Consider the following 15,456-nt stretch of genomic DNA (forward strand, 5'->3'; position numbering starts at 1 on the left):
GATCAGATCAACAGCCTAGGCGCTCTTGAAATATGCGTGCCTGAGCCTCTCGGCGTAAATCTTGGAGAGCCGTTTCTCGACTTCGGGGCCCGACACGTTGTCGCTGATGTTTCCATTCTCGCTGAAGATACTGTGCGGATCACTATCGTGTATATCGCCCCGATGAGGGAAAGTGGTGTGGACCATCTCATGCACGATCGTGTCGCCGGCTCTGTTCCTCATGGATGTTGAAATGAGAATGTAAGGCAGCCAGCCTATCCCGTTATTGGCTGCTGCATCCTCGGTCTTGATCGTCATGCCGAACACGGTTGGATCGCCCAGGATGCAGAATATGAGAGGAATGCCCACGCCCTGGGATAGAGCATTGTGAGCTTGGGCCCTCAGTGTCCCCGGATCCCCGGCATCCGGCCATACCGGACCTTGATACGGGATGCCGATCGGATCGCCCGAGGGGATGCCGAGCTCCATGTTGTGCGGCTTCAGGAGCGCATTGGCTCCCTCAATGTAGGGACGATAGACCCGCTTCCAATCCGAATCGCCAGTCTTGAAGCAAGCGATGTTCAGCTTGAGCTTCTTCCCCGCCATGTTCAGACTCCAGCGGCGCGACTCGCCAGCGCCATTATGGGCATCCTGCCAACATTATATGTCAAGGCCGATATTGGCTGATGATATGGGTGAGGTGTATCGGAAAAGCTGAGATTGAGTAACTGTCCAGTCGTAATTGCAGGTCGAATTGATTTTTAAGGCATCGAATCGCACAGAGAGGTGATCCGATGGGAGTAAGTTCTCTCCTCGTTGTCCAAAAAATCCGAATCGCTGGGGCTCTTGGTCGGTGTTTTACAGCAGAGAGACGGAGCTTTGCTTCGTAAGGGTCCTGGCTGCCCTGTTCACCATCTGCGACCAAGCGAGAGCTGCGGCGGATGCCTGAGTCGAGGTCGGAAAAGTCCGGTGCGACGCGGCGAGAATCTCTCGAACATCATTCAAGAGAACCCATTCCCACACATTACCAGCCAGCCGGACCTCGAACTGCATGACAACCTCTCGGAGTCTGTTCCATGTCTCCAGAATGCCTTGCAAAAAGCGATGAGTCTTCAGTGCTTTGCCGGCAGCACTGACGTGGATTGCATACGCGGACGGTTGTCCCGAGGATTCACGGAATCCACAGGTCTTCCGATCTTATCTTCGGAAGAGAATCACTTGCTAGGTCCGCCGTCCATGCTGGGTCTGCTCAAGGTGCGCTACGGAAGGGCGGCAGGTTACTGGAGACGTATGACGCGGAACGAATGGACCTCATGCCGCGGCGCTGTAGCGTCTCGCAGTCGCGTTGGCTGCTGAGCGCTGCCGACTGGGATGGGAGTCGCAGGCCAGAATCCGGTTATAGGCTGTTCCTATGGCCATGGAAATGGCTCTGAGGAAAGCGAATGCCGTCGGATAAGATTTTTGATCTCAGTCACGACTTTCTGCTGAATACGTAATCCGTATATTTGTCGTCGTAATGACTGATCGGTATGATATGGACATTGTCCGCCTCGCCGTATCGGCTCAAATATGAGCGGGTGAGGTAATAATCGATCGTATAGATGTTCTGCATGGCGGAGACCTCAAAACCGGCTTCGGCGAAGAGGTCGATATATTTCGATGATTTCGGACTTACTTCCGCGGCAACGATGAGGTTGGTGGGGAGTTCAGCCAGTGAATCCAATATGGCTTGGAGAATCGGGGTTTCGGCCCCTTCGACATCGATCTTGATAAACGTAATACGCGAAAGGTCGGCGCCTGCGATTTCTCGGAGCGGAAGCCCCTGCACGGTGCCGGCGCTGGTGCTCACCGCGATGCTGTTGCTGCCAGAATTATGCTTCTCGCCGGGGCAAATATCGACCTGACAGCGCTTCTCGGTCGCTGCAACATTGCGAATATCGACATTGGAGAAACCGTTGAGGGCGACGTTGCTCCGCAAGGCTTCGCAGGTTCTCGGGTCAGCCTCCACGGCGATGACCTTGCCACCGGAGCCGACCGTCTTTGCGGCGAGGAGCGTGAAGTACCCGACGTTTGCGCCGATATCGAGATAATAGTCGCCCGGCCGCAAGGCGTTGAGCGTATAATATGTGAGGTTGTGTTCGAAGATCTTGAAGAACCGGATCCGCCTCTGGACGAAATCCCGCGAGTGACAGCGCATCAATGTCCCGAAGCTGGTTCGGACCTCTTCCACCGGGCTGATATAGGACACCGCGCGCATGTAGAATCGTTGCCCGACATCGAGCAGGCGCACGATAGAAGAGAACAGATGATTGTCTCTGAGGGAGACGGATGACATGGTGCCTCCAGCCTTGCCAGCAGGTGACATCTTCGATCGATTTCGCATGGGCGAGTCAATGTGAAGGGCGTCAGGTTTTTCCGCCGGATACAGGCCTGATAGATCCGGGTAGCCTCAACGCCTCCGCACGCCGACGCATCCTCTATCGCCTCGACCGCATACGCGTGGCGGTTGCCTGAGCCGTAACGAAATGGCCGCGGCGGCGTTGGTCAGAGAGGAGGCGTCCATGCTCGTTCGCACCCTCGCCGTTGCACTGGTTGCAGCGCAGCCGACCGCCCATGCCGCGCCGATGTCCCCGCATCGGTCGAGCCCCTTTTATCGGACTGCCAAGTTCGTTCCGCCCTCGCCCGCGACTTACGCGGCTCCGGGCATGGATGGGCGCATAGCGCGCGCGCCGTCGGTCCGCCGGGTCGCACCTGTTCCGGCGGCCGGTCGTCTTCCGAACCAGCAGGTCGGCCCCATGCGCGAGCGCTTCGTGCGGGACATCTGCATCGGGTGCTGAGATGCCGGCGGGAGACTCTCGTCGGCCGCAGCCGTCATCGCTCTCACGCTGCCCTGCGCGCCGGAGCGGAGCCTGTGGCGAGGCTCAGGGAAGGTGCTCGCCGCGATGCTCTGCGATGAGCAGCCCCACGGCAGCGGTGAGGCCGATCAAGAGCGGGAGGGCAGTGAACACCAGGAGGTTCGTGGTCATGGCAACACCCTGTCAGGATGCTACGGGCCTCGGACCTACGTCCAGGCGGCCCTTCGAGTTCCGAAGCGGCGTGCCGAACATTGTTGAAAACAGGCTTCGTCCCGTTCGCGCGCTGCCGGCAGCGCGCGAACGGGGCGCTCCTCACGCGGTCGTCGAAATTCCGATTGTCTCGAAACCCTCGAACTGGGGGTGTCCGAGATAGAGCGGCCGCGTGCCGGGGACGCGGCCATGGGCCTTGCTGATCCTCTCAATCAGCTCGGTCCAAAGCCAGCCGGTCAGGTCAGATCATCGGCTTGGCAGGGCTAATCCGATTGCTCCGAGTCCTGACACTAGGGAAGCGCCACACGGTCTCGGCCCTGCTCCCGAACTGGAAGGACGAGGTGGCCCACATCGCGGCGATCAAGGCCTTTCGGGCATGGCTCACCGCCGTTGGGTTAGGGATGCCGCCGCAAGGCAGGGTCGCGCCTCGCGATGTCATTGGTAGGCCTCTCGTCGCCAGCTGCTCAGTAGGGGGAGCCGTAGTAGGGTCGAGGCGCAGGACGATAGTGGTCGCGGACCCGCCGCCGGCCCGGCCCATCCGGGCCATACGCCCGCAGGTAGGTGTTGTACTCTGGCGGGTTGTAAGGGCCACTGTTGACGCCGCCGGTGCGTCCATTGCCGCTGAGCTCAGCGTAGGGGTTGAGGCCATCGCCTCCGCCATTGCCGCCGCCGCCTCCACCACCGAAGGCGAAGGCTGGGCCGGACAGGGCGACGATGAGGGCTGCCAAGGCGATGCGCATCTGAAGCTCTCAGTTCGGCTGGGAGATGCTCACCAACGCGTGTCAGCCAGCTTGGTTGGACGGGCTGGCGACTATGTCGCGATGGCGAGCAGAATCCTCAGTCCGATCAGAACAGGGTGGACGATGCCATGCCTCGCCTCTGCCAGGCACCGGGTCCGCATAGGCCACCTTCAGCAGATCAGCCTGCCGCGCGATGCGGCAGGCCCACGATGCGCCGCTGCGCTCAAAGACCCTTCTTCTTCGGGATCTTCCGGACGCCATGCGGGCGGCTGCGCTTCATCTTGACCTGCTCCGTCATGGTGGTGCCGGCTGTCAGCGCCTGAGACGGCCCGACCGGTGCCGCCGAGGCCGGTGCCGTGAACGATGCCGCGCCGAAGCCGGTCAGCAGGGCCGCGGCCATTATGCACGTGCGCATTGGGCTTCCTCTCCGTCCGCCATATCGCGGCGGTTCTGCCCAGCCAGGATGGCCGAGCCAGAGTGAGGTAGGATCTGCGCCACGAGCGGCGAGACAGAGCGGGACGTGACGCTTCCGCGCGCCTGGCAACCCCAACTGAGCCCGGCCGTTCTCGCGGTGTCGTCGAGGAGAGGCGCCTATGGCACGGGTCGCGGTCGTAACGGGTGGAACTGCCGGTATCGGGCTCGCGACGGCGCAACTCTTCGCCGCGCGAGGCTGGACGGTCGCGGTGATTGCCCGCGACGAGACGCGCTTGCGCCAAGCGGAGAAGCTCCTCGCCCAGTATGGCCGGCCAGTGCTGGCGATCTCCGCTGACGTCGCGAACGCGGCAGCGGTAGAGGCAGCAGCCGCACGGATCGAGGCCGAACTCGGGCCGATCCGCGCTTGGGTCAACAACGCCATGTCGACGGTCGTCAGCCCGGCCGATCAGATCACCCCCGAGGAATATCGGCGCGTCACCGAGACCACCTATCTGAGCCAGGTGTACGGGACGCTGGCCGCACTCCGGCACATGAAGCCGCGCAACCGGGGCGCCATCATCCAGGTCTCGTCGGGCCTCGGCATCCGAGCCGCGCCGCTCCAGGCCGCCTATTGCGGGGCGAAGTTCGCGGTCTCCGGCTTCACGGATGCCCTCCGATGCGAGCTGATCCACGACCGTGTCGATGTCAGCCTGAGCGTCGTCTACCTGCCGGCGGTGAACACGCCGCAATTCGGCTGGTCTCGGACACGCACGGGCCACGGGCAGAACGCGCCCGACCCTGTTTTCGACCCGCGCCTCTGTGCCGAGGCGATCCTTCATGCGGTCGAGAGCCCGCAGCGTGAGGTCTGGGTGGGTCGGACGTCGCTGATGATGGCCGCAGCCCAGGCGCTCGCCCCTGGCCTCGCGGACCGCAAGGCCGCCGCGATGTGGGATGCGCAGCTCGAGGAGGCGGAGAAGCCGGACCGCGCTGGCAACCTGTTCGAGCCAGTCCCGGGTGAGGCCGCAATCGATGGGCGGTTCTCGACCCGCACGCGCACGACCCGCCAGGAGTTCTGGACGAGCCGCGACCGCGACCTGCTGCTGACAGGTGTCGCTGGCGCGGCCATCCTTGGCTTTGCCGGTATGGTGGCCCTGGCAAGCTCACCACGCCGCTTGCTCGGCCGGCGGTAGTGCGGTGCTACCCTGAATCGCCGCGCCCTGGCCGAGAGGCGATATGGTCGAGTTTCAAGTCGGCCGCTGGCCATCCCGCATGGATGCGCCAGCCCTCACGATCATGGCCTCGGCTCTGACCTTCTCCAGCGTCGTCGTGCTGGCGGGGTGGCAGTGAGCCTTCACGATCGGCTGTCTGCCTCGCGAGCGAGCCGCAGCGCTCGTAGTCGTGACGTACGGTCCTCCAAGGCTTGCCGCTCTTCCGCTACCTCGTCCCATATAGCCGCTGCCTTCATCTGCCGATCATCCTGTCGCACCGCTGAAACGGTGCGGCGAAGGTGGGTATTGCTCAGCAGATCGGCCATATGCTCTCCTCTGGCTGCCTCGATAGTCATCTAGGACAGCGAAGCCGGGGGGCAAATTTCTTGACCTCTGCGCGGGTGGCTGGTGGTTGCGCCCTCGTCACGGCCTCGTTCATTGGGGTCGGCATCCGGCGTGCACAACAGGCTACCCCATGTCGGCTTGGTCGGACTGCGTCGCGAGCCTCTGGGCGGCCTATTGGACCGCGATGCTGGCGCAGGTGGCCCGCCTCCGAATGTGCGACGACGGTGACAGTGCATACGCCTTCGCGGGGACCGTGGCGGCGCTGCTCCCCACCGTCGCTCGTGAGGAGCACCTTCACTCCCGCCGGAATGCGCCCAGGAACCGTGTCAGGCCAGCGATTACGCTGTCATGCTCAGCCTCAGGTTCCGAAGAGGAGTCGTCGGGAGCAGCCTCGACTTGACTCAGCCGCTTGCTGAGCTCGGACACGACCTGCTCCACCAACGGCGGTAACGGCACGTTCTGATCCTGTAGGAGCCTGACGGCGCTGACGAGCGCGTTGAACTGATCCGAAGGTACGGGGCGCTCGATGAGCTGTGCCTCAAGGACTCGCTCGGCGACCAAAGTTGCCAGACGCAGAACCTCGGCCAATTTGTTGGGCTCGCCGTTGGCGTCAGTCATCGCGCATACTCCGCTTTCGGCTACCCCCGTCCTTCGTTATTCCCTTGCTTGAATACGGGCCGGCCTTTTCATGGGCGGCTGTGAGATTTTAGCACAGGTGCTGGTGTCAGTCTTCGCGATGGATGCGGAGCTGGCCGACCGTGAGTTCGCCGACCTCGAGCCGGCCTATCCGCGCTCGTCCGACCGACAGCCGCCCGATCGCGAATGCCCCTACGGCCAGGGCGCCGATCGCGAAGGCGCCAAGTGCCAGCGCACCGACCGCTGCGCGGCCGATCTGCGCTTGGTCCAGGTCTGCCTGTGTCGGAGGGGCAGGAGGGCGGTGGTCGCTCAATTCGGTTGGCCCTTCATCTCTAGACGCTCCGCGAGACGCCTGGAGGATCGTCTCTCAATCATCGTCGATGTCGGCCGGCGACCCTGGCGCGAGCGGCCCACTGTCCAAAATGTCATCGCCGTAGACATCGGGCACATCGTCGAAACCAACGACACCATCAGGATTGTCTGGGGCCACATTCGGATCGACCGGCGGAGGTAGATTCCGGTCAAGGCGCCTGTCTAAGCGGTCCATTCGGTCAAGATCACGCTCCACCGGGACGTCTCGGGCGCCTTGCGCGAAGGCGTCCGGGCCAACGACGGCCATCAGACCGATCAAAGCCAGCATCTTCATTTCGGGTCGCCCTTCGCTTTCAGATGCTCTGAGAAGGCCTCGCGGATGGCCAGTATTGCAGCTCCCTCAGTGCTCGTCTCGCCTCCCATCCACCGGCTTCTGCATGGTGACGGTATCGAGGCCAGCGAGCGGCGCGCCAAGCACGTTCACCTCGCCGATCTCGCCAAGTGGATCGACGCCCGCGCCGAGGAAGCCACGGGAGAGTAAGGCGACGGTCGCGGCAGGACGGCCGGTCGGAAGCCGCAAGCAGCCCCGGACGTGTTCGATCCGTGTTGCGCGGAGCCGCGGAGGTCCAGGCGTAACCCATTGTAAAAGCAGGGGCCGTGTTGCAGCGTGATGCAACACCATCAGAGCCCAATCGGGTCAGCAAAAAGCCCGCTAAGTTCTTGACCTGGCGGGCGAAATCTGTGGTGAGCGCGCTGGGACTCGAACCCAGGACCTACAGATTAAAAGTCCGTTGCTCTACCAACTGAGCTACGCGCTCGCTCGCTGCCGGGCCAGGGAGCCGGGAGGAAGCGTGGCCCGCAATAGGTGAGCGTCGGGATGGGGTCAACCGCTTCGGCGTAGCCCCTGCCCTGCCGGCGCCATGGTCCCGTGGCAGCCGGGCAGCGATGCGCCAGGATCACAGCCCGACCGACCCCAGCCTTCGGGCTCCCCACTTGGAACCGGTGCCCGCGGCGTGGCGCCGCTTCAGCTGGGACTTCGTCGTCGCCGCCCTGGCGATCGGCGCTGCGGCTATCGCCTTCGTCGCGGCGATGGACCCCTACGGCCTGCGTGCCGCGCCGGGGCGGCCGGGGGGGGCGATCATGGATCGCAACCAGCGCTTCATGTACCCGCAGATCGCCCGCGGCGGCGCCTTCGACGCGGCGGTGTTCGGCACGTCGACGGCGCGCCTGCTCGACCCCGATGATCTGGACCGGGCCTTCGGAGCCCGCTTCGCCAATCTCGCGGTCAATGCGGCCACGCCGGACGAGCAGCGCCGTCTGGCCGAGCTGTTCCTCGCCGGGCGGCCGGTGCGCGCCGCCCTGTTCGGGCTCGATGCGACCTGGTGCGCGGCCGAGCCGCCGCCGCGCACCGCCCATCCCTTCCCGGATTGGCTCTACGAGCCGGGAGCGTCCTGGGGCGCGCTGAAGCAGGCCAACCTCCAGGGCCTCGCGGTCGCGGGCCGTGTCGCCCTGCATGCCCTGCATCTGGCGCCGGTGCGCCTGCGCGCGGACGGCTACGGCGTGTTCACCCCGCCGGAGGCCGCCTACGATCTGGAGCGCGCCCGCCTCCATATCCGCGCCGGCACCCGGATCGATCCGGAGGCGGACGAGGCCGCGGCCGCGCAGGAGCGGCCGGATGCGGCCATGCCGGCTCTCGACAGGCTCGATGTGCTGCTCGCGGCGCTCCCGGATTCGGCGCGCCGGATCGTCGCCTTCATGCCGGTCCATGCGACGGCGCAGGGGGCGGCGGGGACCGAGCAGGGCCGGCGCGAGGCGGCGTGCAAGGCACGCGTGGCCGAGATCGGCCGGCGGCGCGGCGCGCTGGTGGTGGATTTCCGCATTCCCTCTCCGGTCACGACCGAGGATTCGAACTACTGGGACGCCCTCCACTACCGGTTGCCGGTGGCGGCCCGGATCGTCGCCGGGCTGAAGGCCGCGGCCGAGACCGGGGCGGACGATCCCGGCGGCTTCTACCGGGTGCTCGCCCATCCCTGAGGGCCTGAGGCGGATGCTCATCGGGCCGCTCCGAAGGGAGAGGATCACCCGTCAGGCTCCCGCCTTCGCCGCCGCCTCGGCCTGGGCCCAGCCGGCGCGCGTCTCTTCGGCGAAGGCGGCGAACCGGCCCTCCCGGATCGCCGCGCGCATGCCGGCCATCAGGTCCTGGTAATAGGCGAGGTTGTTCCAGGTCAGCAGCATCATGCCGAGGATCTCCTCCGAGCGGACGAGGTGATGCAGGTAGGCCCGCGAATAGTCGCGCGCGGCCGGGCAGCGAGAGGTCTCATCGAGGGGGCGCACGTCCTCGGCGTGGCGAGCGTTACGCAGGTTCACCCGGCCGTGGCGGGTATAGGCGAGGCCGTGCCGCCCGGCCCGTGTCGGCATCACGCAGTCGAACATGTCGACGCCCCGCTCCACCGCGCGCAGCAGGTCGTCCGGCGTGCCGACGCCCATCAGGTAGCGCGGCTTCTCCCGCGGCAGGTGCGGCTCCACCGTCTCGATCATCGCCAACATCACCGCCTGCGGCTCGCCGACCGCGAGGCCGCCGATGGCGTAGCCCTTGAGGTCGAGATCGACGAGCGCCCGGGCGCTCTCGACGCGGAGCTCCGGTACGTCCCCGCCCTGCACGATGCCGAACATCGCCTTGCCGGGCTGCTCGCCGAAGGCGGCGCGGCAGCGCTCGGCCCAGCGCAGCGACAGGCGCATGGCCTTCTCGATCGCCTCCGGGGGCGCGGGTAGGCGCACGCACTCGTCGAGCTGCATCTGGATGTCGGAGCCGAGCAGGCCCTGGATCTCGATGGAGCGCTCGGGGCTCATGCGGTGGGCGCTGCCGTCCACATGCGAGCGGAAGGTGACGCCGTCCTCGTCGAGCTTCCTGAGCGCGGAGAGCGACATCACCTGGAAGCCGCCGGAATCGGTGAGGATCGGCCCGTCCCAGCGCATGAAGCGGTGCAGGCCCCCGAGGCGGGCCATCCGCTCGGGGCCGGGGCGCAGCATCAGGTGGTAGGTGTTCCCGAGCACCACATCGGCGCCGAGGTCGCGCACCTGGTCGGCATACATCGCCTTCACGGTGGCCGCGGTGCCGACCGGCATGAAGGCCGGCGTGCGGATCACGCCCCGCGGCAGGGTGATGGCGCCGGTGCGCGCCTGCCCGTCGGTGGCGTGGAGCGCGAAGCGGAACTCGGGGGTCGCGGTGGGTTCGGTCATCGGGGTCCTGTAGGGCCGGGCTCGGCCGGGAAGAGCAGGCTCGAATCGCCGTAGGAGTAGAAGCGGTAGCCCGTCGCGATGGCGTGCGCGTAGGCCGTGCGCATGGTCTCGAGCCCGGAGAAGGCGGCGACCAGCATGAACAGGGTCGAGCGTGGCAGGTGGAAGTTGGTCATCAGCGCATCCACCGCCCGGAAGCGGTGGCCGGGCGTGATGAAGATCCGGGTCGGGCCGGCGAAGGGATGCAGGCGCCCGGCCTCGTCCGCCGCGCTCTCCAGCAGGCGGAGCGCCGTGGTGCCAACCGCCACGATGCGCCCGCCCCGCGCCCGTGCCGCGTTGAGCGCCTCCGCGGTGGCGGCGTCGAGATGGCCGACCTCGGCATGCATGCGGTGGTCGGCGGTGTCGTCGGCCTTCACTGGCAGGAAGGTGCCGGCGCCCACATGCAGCGTGACGTGGTGGCGCGTCGTCCCCGCCGCGTCGAGGGCGGCGAGGAGGTCGTCGGTGACGTGGAGGCCCGCCGTCGGGGCGGCCACCGCGCCGGGCTCGCGGGCATAGACCGTCTGGTAATCGGCCGCGTCCCGCGCATCGACCGCGCGCTTGCCCGCGATGTAGGGCGGCAGCGGCAGGGTGCCGAGCGCCGCGATCGCCTCGTCGAGGACGGGACCGGAGAGATCGAAGCGCAGCAGGATCTCGCCGCCCTCTCCCTTCTCGGCGACCGTGGCGTCGAGCCGGGCGAGCTCGCAGGCGGTGCCCTCTCCCTCCGCGCCGAAGCGGATGCGGTCGCCGGGGGCGAGGCGCTTGGCCGGCCGGGCGAAGGCGCGCCAGGAATCGGCGGCCTCGCGCAGGTGCAGCATCGCCTCGCAGCGCTGGCCCGGGGCGCCGGGGCGGGTGCGCACCCCGTTGAGCCGGGCGGGAATCACCCGGGTGTCGTTGAAGACGAGGGCGTCGCCCGGCCGGAGCAGGCCGGGCAGGTCGGCGACGTGCCGGTCTGCAAGCGTCCCCCCCGGCTCCACCACGAGCAGGCGGGCCGAGCCGCGCGGTTCGGCGGGGCGGAGCGCGATGCTCGCCTCGGGCAGGTCGAAATCGAACAGGTCCACACGCATCGGCTGCCGCTTGCACGGAATGCGTCCGCGAATCAATTTCGGGCCGCTGCGGTGGCACGGGAACCGGCGGCGCAGATCCGCGATTCCCTTCCGCCCTCGGGTGACGATTCGCGCCCCGCGCCACTGCTGCGGTCCTGCGCGCCGGTTCCCCGCGGGCCCGAGGAGGGACGCGCCATGCCTGCCGCCACGATGCCTGCCGCCAAGATGCCTGCCGCCAAGATGCCTGCCGCCAAGCGCATTCGCCGGGTCACGCTCGACGGCCAGCTCGTCGGCTACTGGGAGCGGGAGGCCGCCCGGCTCGACGCGCTCGCCGCCGAGGCACGGTTCGGCTGGCAGCGGCGCAGCCTGGAACGGAAGGCCGCCTATGCCCGGGCCCAGGGCGAGCGTAGCCGCGCCCGCGAGGTGGCCCGCGGGCGGGAGCCGGTCCCGGCCGAGCCGTCCGGGAATAGCCCAGGCTAAGACCTTTGCCGTGGCCTTGTGAGGCGTCGATCCCGTATGCGCCGGCCCGGACGAACCGGGCAGGAGAGCATGGACCGCACGCAGAAGGCCGCGCTGGCGAGCGCCGGGGTCGGGCTCGCCGTCATGGGACTCAAGTTCCTGGCCTGGTGGCTCACCGGCAGCCTCGCCCTGTACTCGGATGCCGTCGAGAGCATCATCAACGTCGTCGCGGCCGGCGGCGCCTTCCTCGCCCTGCGCGTGGCGGGGCGGCCGGCCGATGCCGACCACCCCTACGGCCACCACAAGGCGGAGTTCTTCTCCGCCGTGGTCGAGGGCGCCCTCATCATCGTCGCGGCGCTGCTGATCCTGCGCGAGGCCTATTTCGGCCTCCTGGAGCCGAAGCCTCTCGACGCGCCGGTGCTCGGCGTGGCGGTCAACGGGCTCGCCACGGTGGTCAATGCGGGCTGGGCCTGGGCGCTGATGCGCTGGGGCCGGGCCTGGCGCTCGCCCGCCCTGGTGGCCGACGCCCGCCATGTCTTCGCCGACGTGATGACCTCGGTGGGCGTGCTCATCGGCCTCGGCGCGGTGCTCGCCACGGGCTATCCGGTGCTCGATCCGGTGGTGGCGGGCCTCGTCGCCCTGAACATCCTGTGGTCGGGCTGGCAGATGGTGCGCGACTCGGTCGACGGCCTGATGGACCGCGCCGCGCCGCCCGAGATGGTCGGCGAGATCCGGGCGCTGATCTCGCGCCACGGCGCCGGCGCGCTGGAGGCGCACGACGTGCGCACCCGCTCGGCTGGGCAGGCCACCTTCGTCGACTTCCACCTCGTGGTGCCCGGCGAGATGAGCGTGCGGGATGCGCACGTGATCTGCGACCGCCTGGAGGGCGCGCTCGAGGCCGACATCCCCGGCGCCGTCGTCACGATCCATGTCGAGCCCGGCGAGAAGGCCAAGGGCTGCGGCCTGCCGGTGATCTGATACCGTGTCCGGTTGATCGGACCGGACACGGTCTCAGCAAGCCCGCCCGGCGCTTGAGCGAAGGCGACATCCGCCATCCCGAAGGGATCACCCGGATGTCGTATGAGGTGCCGGGGCGGCGCCCCGGCTTGGTCCCGGGCTCCGCCCGGACCCGCGAGAGGGGTGACCCCTCTCGACACCCGGACCTCATGCGCCTTCGGCTCCGCGCGTCGTGTGACGCCGGAGGCTTGGCCGGAGAGGGAGACGCGGGACGCCGCGGAACCCTGAAGGACTTTGCGCAAACACCGGTCCCCCGGCGTCCCGCGGATGAGAGAGGCGTCTGGCCCGGTCTCATCCGATTTGAGCGTCGCGGTTTCTTGGATACCCGCCTGCATCGACCCCGACCTCGGATGGCCTGGTATCGGGGTTGGACCCGCGACGCGGTGCGTCCCCCATCCCAGCCTCGTCCTCGGCAGACGTAACGTGTCCTGCACCCGGCCTCGTATTGGGCCCGGCATCGGTTCCTCGACCTGCAGGCCGGACTGTCGGCGCTGTCCCGTGTTCGTCCGGGCTGGCGCCGAGAACGGCCCTGTGTCGCGCAGAGGCGCCCGGGGCACCGGCTGACCGGCCGGCGACGCGGGAACCGCCGCGCTGTCCTGGTCCTTGCCGGCGGTCATCCGGCTCGGGCTCCCTGCTCACGGCGCGCCGGGTTGCAGGACCCGTCGCGCCGTGGGACAGCGCATGGGCAGGTGCGTACGTGTTTTGTTCTCGCATGTCAAGCTTATTGTCATAGAATGGGCCCGCTGTCCTCCCCGCAAGGGGGCGGGGAAGGCGCCTCTTCCGGACAATGGGTTGGGAGCGGCCAGTGGCGATGCCGGATCAAATGCGGGTCCCCTCTCCCGTTCGGGAGAGGGACAGGGTGGGAGTCGAGAACCGTCCGGACCGAGCGGAGTGGGCGCCGCCTCACCGTCGCGACCCCTCCGAAACCTTCTCATACGACATCCGGATGATCCCTTCGGGATGGCGGATATCGCCTTCGCTCAGGCGCCGCGCGGGCTTGCTGAGACCGGGCCCGGTCTGATCAGCCGGACGCGATATCATCCCTCACCCCAGCCCTCTCCCGACCCGGAGAGGAGGCGCGTCGCGGCTCCCGGGATGTCCGGACGCCGTCCCTCCCGATGCCCTTCGGGCATCACGCTCCTCCCAATCGGATCCGGCCCGATCCGAGCAAAGAGCGAACCCCATCCCCGAACGCGAAAAAGCCCGGCTTTGCAGCCGGGCCGATCCGAGTCTGAAGCTTTCGGATACCGTCCCCGCGCGGATCCCGAAGGATCCGCGCGGGGCCATGTCGTGGCTTAGAAGTCGCGCTGGACGCGGGCGCGGACCTGGAACACGTCGGCGTTGGTGACGGTGCGCAGGGTGCCGTTGGCGATCGCGGTGTTCAGCAGCGCCTGCGAGGTGATGCCGGGCGAACGGTTCGCGTCGATCACGCGGCCGCTCTGGACGCCGTAGTTCTGGTAGACGCCCTCGACACCGATATCGAGGTCCTTCACCGGCGACCAGATCAGGCTGCCGCCCACGTTGAAGGCGTAGGTGTCGCGCAGGATCTGGTTGAGGTTGAAGTAGCTCGAGCCGAATGCGCCGATGTTCGTGATGCCGGCGATCGCGAGACCGTTATACGAGGCCTGAGCGGCGCGGGCGCCGGGAGCGAAGGCGACCTCACCGTACGAACCGAACAGGGCCGAACGCAGGGTCGGGGTCCAGTAGTGCAGCAGCGAGGCGACCACCGTGAAGCTCTGGGTCAGCTCGAGGCGGTTGTTGAGCGGGTTGAGCACCGCGTCGCTGAAGAACTGCGAGAACGGCGCGCCCTGCAGCGAGGTGGCCTGCTGGATGTACGAGCCCGCCCAAGCGGAGGCGCCGGCGTACATCTGCGCGCCTTCGGCATAGGCGCCCTGCAGGTACAGGGTGTCGCCGGGGGCGATGAAGGGCAGGTTGATCTTCAGGCCGCCCTGAACCGCCCAGCCGTACTCGGAAGCCGTGCGGCCGAGGGTGCCGGGGTTCACGCCGATGATCTGGGCAGCGGCGGTGTTGAGGTTGCCGGAGTTGATCTCGTGCACGGCGCCCGAGATCTGGGCCGAGCCCCAGGGCTGGTCGTAGCGCAGCACGCCGACGAAGTCGGGCATGCGGTTGCGCTGGATCGCGTCCTCGAAGCCCAGGCCGACCGGGAGACCGGCAGCGTTGAAGCCCAGGAAGACCGGAACCGGCGACTGCGTGACCGCGAAGGTCTGCAGGCTGGAATTGCCGAGCACCGCGGCGGCGGCGGCGACGTTGGCCGGCGAGTAGGTCGGGGTGCGGCGGAAGCTCGGGTCTTCCATCGAGATGGTGGCCGAGAAGCCGTTGCCGAGGGTGGCGGTGTAGGCCGCGAGGTTGGTCGAGGCGACGTCCGAGCCGAGCGTGCCGGCCTGGATCTCGAAGTCGTGGGCGTAGAAGTCGAAGAACGAGGACGCGCGACCGGCGGTGAAGCCGGCGAACTGCACGAAGGCCTTGTCGGTGTTGAAGTACTGCTGCACGCGGCCGTAGCCGTCGACGCCGAGCGCCGGGAAGGCGTTGCCGATGCGGTTCTGCGTGCCCGAGTGCATGGTCGGGAAGCCGGTGCGGCTGGCAGTCTCTAGGCGGACGAAGGCGCGGAGCGTGCCGTAGGCGGTCTGGGTGCGCGCATCGAGGTTGATACGGGCGAGGCCGCGGTAGCCGCTGTAGTCACCGTTGCCGGCGCTGCGGGCGAGCGGAGCCTGGTAGCCGTACTCGAAGCGGGCGCGGCCCGAGAGACGCAGGCAGGTATCGGTGCCGGGGATGTAGAAGAAGCCGGCGCCGTAGGCGGAGCAGACGCGGACGTACTCGATCGGAGCCGCCTTCTTGACCGGAAGGTCGGCGGCCTGGGCGGCGGCGACGGCCGCTGCCGAGCCGAGAAGGGAGCTCTTCAAGAGCTTCATCGATATCTCCAAAAGCTTCGAGACCCGAGAGG

General features: G+C 67.4%; 15 protein-coding genes and 1 tRNA gene. 7 read left to right on the forward strand and 9 right to left on the reverse strand.

Annotation, left to right across the window (positions count from 1 at the left end):
- Positions 1–15 precede the first annotated feature (15 nt).
- Positions 16–585, reverse strand: coding sequence for a hypothetical protein (locus MTDSW087_RS19495; RefSeq protein ID WP_144766568.1), 570 nt, complete (start codon positions 583–585; stop codon positions 16–18).
- Positions 586–1,450: 865 nt separating this feature from the next.
- Positions 1,451–2,314: an FkbM family methyltransferase gene (locus MTDSW087_RS19505; protein ID WP_186383913.1), complete on the reverse strand. Its 864-nt coding sequence runs from the start codon at positions 2,312–2,314 to the stop codon at positions 1,451–1,453.
- A 226-nt stretch (positions 2,315–2,540) separates the two neighbouring features.
- Between MTDSW087_RS19505 and MTDSW087_RS19510 the strand changes: the two genes are divergently transcribed.
- Positions 2,541–2,816, forward strand: a complete 276-nt coding sequence (locus tag MTDSW087_RS19510) for a hypothetical protein (protein ID WP_144766571.1) — start codon at positions 2,541–2,543, stop codon at positions 2,814–2,816.
- A gap of 692 nt (positions 2,817–3,508) precedes the next feature.
- On the opposite strand, the gene MTDSW087_RS19515 is transcribed toward MTDSW087_RS19510, so the two are convergent.
- Both MTDSW087_RS19515 and MTDSW087_RS30285 read right to left on the reverse strand, forming a co-directional pair.
- On the reverse strand, positions 3,509–3,784 hold the full coding sequence (locus MTDSW087_RS19515; RefSeq protein WP_144766572.1) for a hypothetical protein: 276 nt from the start codon (positions 3,782–3,784) through the stop codon (positions 3,509–3,511).
- 223 nt (positions 3,785–4,007) lie between these two features.
- On the reverse strand, positions 4,008–4,184 hold the full coding sequence (locus MTDSW087_RS30285; protein WP_186383914.1) for a hypothetical protein: 177 nt from the start codon (positions 4,182–4,184) through the stop codon (positions 4,008–4,010).
- 193 nt (positions 4,185–4,377) lie between these two features.
- Here MTDSW087_RS30285 and MTDSW087_RS19520 point away from each other — a divergent pair, with 193 nt between their 5' ends.
- Complete coding sequence (locus tag MTDSW087_RS19520) at positions 4,378–5,388, forward strand: SDR family oxidoreductase (RefSeq protein ID WP_144766573.1); 1,011 nt, start codon at positions 4,378–4,380, stop codon at positions 5,386–5,388.
- A gap of 657 nt (positions 5,389–6,045) precedes the next feature.
- Here MTDSW087_RS19520 and MTDSW087_RS19525 read toward each other — a convergent pair.
- Entirely contained in the window at positions 6,046–6,369 is a 324-nt protein-coding gene (locus MTDSW087_RS19525; RefSeq protein WP_144766574.1) for a hypothetical protein, read from the reverse strand.
- Between the two features lie 70 nt (positions 6,370–6,439).
- Between MTDSW087_RS19525 and MTDSW087_RS31315 the strand changes: the two genes are divergently transcribed.
- A complete protein-coding gene (locus MTDSW087_RS31315) occupies positions 6,440–6,901 on the forward strand; it encodes a hypothetical protein (RefSeq protein WP_186383915.1) in 462 nt (153 codons plus the stop codon).
- Positions 6,902–6,973: 72 nt separating this feature from the next.
- Positions 6,974–7,240 carry a hypothetical protein gene (locus tag MTDSW087_RS30295; protein ID WP_186383916.1) on the forward strand — a complete coding sequence of 89 codons (267 nt, stop codon included), beginning with the start codon at positions 6,974–6,976 and terminating at the stop codon, positions 7,238–7,240.
- 201 nt (positions 7,241–7,441) lie between these two features.
- On the opposite strand, the gene MTDSW087_RS19545 is transcribed toward MTDSW087_RS30295, so the two are convergent.
- A tRNA-Lys gene (locus MTDSW087_RS19545) sits at positions 7,442–7,517 on the reverse strand.
- Positions 7,518–7,644: 127 nt separating this feature from the next.
- On the opposite strand from MTDSW087_RS19545, the gene MTDSW087_RS19550 reads away from it, so the two are divergent.
- Positions 7,645–8,733: a hypothetical protein gene (locus tag MTDSW087_RS19550; RefSeq protein WP_144766578.1), complete on the forward strand. Its 1,089-nt coding sequence runs from the start codon at positions 7,645–7,647 to the stop codon at positions 8,731–8,733.
- Between the two features lie 51 nt (positions 8,734–8,784).
- Here MTDSW087_RS19550 and tgt read toward each other — a convergent pair whose 3' ends face one another.
- Together tgt and queA are read right to left on the reverse strand one after the other, a co-directional pair.
- The gene (gene tgt / locus MTDSW087_RS19555) at positions 8,785–9,939 is read right to left on the reverse strand and encodes a tRNA guanosine(34) transglycosylase Tgt (protein ID WP_144766579.1); all 1,155 of its coding nucleotides are present in this window, start codon (positions 9,937–9,939) and stop codon (positions 8,785–8,787) included.
- The gene (gene queA, locus MTDSW087_RS19560) at positions 9,936–11,039 is read right to left on the reverse strand and encodes a tRNA preQ1(34) S-adenosylmethionine ribosyltransferase-isomerase QueA (protein ID WP_144766580.1); all 1,104 of its coding nucleotides are present in this window, start codon (positions 11,037–11,039) and stop codon (positions 9,936–9,938) included. Before queA ends, tgt begins: the two co-directional genes overlap by 4 nt.
- A 219-nt stretch (positions 11,040–11,258) precedes the next feature.
- Here queA and MTDSW087_RS19565 point away from each other — a divergent pair, with 219 nt between their 5' ends.
- Entirely contained in the window at positions 11,259–11,498 is a 240-nt protein-coding gene (locus tag MTDSW087_RS19565) for a hypothetical protein (RefSeq protein ID WP_144766601.1), read from the forward strand.
- Between the two features lie 69 nt (positions 11,499–11,567).
- On the forward strand, positions 11,568–12,455 hold the full coding sequence (locus tag MTDSW087_RS19570) for a cation diffusion facilitator family transporter (RefSeq protein ID WP_144766581.1): 888 nt from the start codon (positions 11,568–11,570) through the stop codon (positions 12,453–12,455).
- Positions 12,456–13,789: 1,334 nt separating this feature from the next.
- On the opposite strand, the gene MTDSW087_RS19575 is transcribed toward MTDSW087_RS19570, so the two are convergent.
- Positions 13,790–15,424 carry a porin gene (locus tag MTDSW087_RS19575; protein WP_144766582.1) on the reverse strand — a complete coding sequence of 545 codons (1,635 nt, stop codon included), beginning with the start codon at positions 15,422–15,424 and terminating at the stop codon, positions 13,790–13,792.
- Between the last annotated feature and the right edge of the window lie 32 nt (positions 15,425–15,456).

The sequence above is a fragment of the Methylobacterium dankookense genome, assembly GCF_902141855.1.
In the GTDB taxonomy this organism is placed as follows: Bacteria; Pseudomonadota; Alphaproteobacteria; order Rhizobiales; family Beijerinckiaceae; genus Methylobacterium; species Methylobacterium dankookense.

Bases quoted from the DNA above. Each gene is read 5' to 3' on its own strand.
- MTDSW087_RS30285 (WP_186383914.1), bottom strand. From the start codon at position 4,184: ATGGCCGCGGCCCTGCTGACCGGCTTCGGCGCGGCATCGTTCACGGCA.
- MTDSW087_RS19520 (WP_144766573.1), top strand. From the start codon at position 4,378: ATGGCACGGGTCGCGGTCGTAACGGGTGGAACTGCCGGTATCGGGCTC.
- MTDSW087_RS19570 (WP_144766581.1), top strand. From the start codon at position 11,568: ATGGACCGCACGCAGAAGGCCGCGCTGGCGAGCGCCGGGGTCGGGCTC.
- MTDSW087_RS19505 (WP_186383913.1), bottom strand. From the start codon at position 2,314: ATGTCATCCGTCTCCCTCAGAGACAATCATCTGTTCTCTTCTATCGTG.
- tgt (WP_144766579.1), bottom strand. From the start codon at position 9,939: ATGACCGAACCCACCGCGACCCCCGAGTTCCGCTTCGCGCTCCACGCC.
- MTDSW087_RS19575 (WP_144766582.1), bottom strand. From the start codon at position 15,424: ATGAAGCTCTTGAAGAGCTCCCTTCTCGGCTCGGCAGCGGCCGTCGCC.
- MTDSW087_RS19515 (WP_144766572.1), bottom strand. From the start codon at position 3,784: ATGCGCATCGCCTTGGCAGCCCTCATCGTCGCCCTGTCCGGCCCAGCC.
- MTDSW087_RS31315 (WP_186383915.1), top strand. From the start codon at position 6,440: ATGGGCGGCTGTGAGATTTTAGCACAGGTGCTGGTGTCAGTCTTCGCG.
- MTDSW087_RS19525 (WP_144766574.1), bottom strand. From the start codon at position 6,369: ATGACTGACGCCAACGGCGAGCCCAACAAATTGGCCGAGGTTCTGCGT.
- MTDSW087_RS19495 (WP_144766568.1), bottom strand. From the start codon at position 585: ATGGCGGGGAAGAAGCTCAAGCTGAACATCGCTTGCTTCAAGACTGGC.
- queA (WP_144766580.1), bottom strand. From the start codon at position 11,039: ATGCGTGTGGACCTGTTCGATTTCGACCTGCCCGAGGCGAGCATCGCG.
- MTDSW087_RS19550 (WP_144766578.1), top strand. From the start codon at position 7,645: ATGCGCCAGGATCACAGCCCGACCGACCCCAGCCTTCGGGCTCCCCAC.
- MTDSW087_RS19565 (WP_144766601.1), top strand. From the start codon at position 11,259: ATGCCTGCCGCCAAGCGCATTCGCCGGGTCACGCTCGACGGCCAGCTC.
- MTDSW087_RS19510 (WP_144766571.1), top strand. From the start codon at position 2,541: ATGCTCGTTCGCACCCTCGCCGTTGCACTGGTTGCAGCGCAGCCGACC.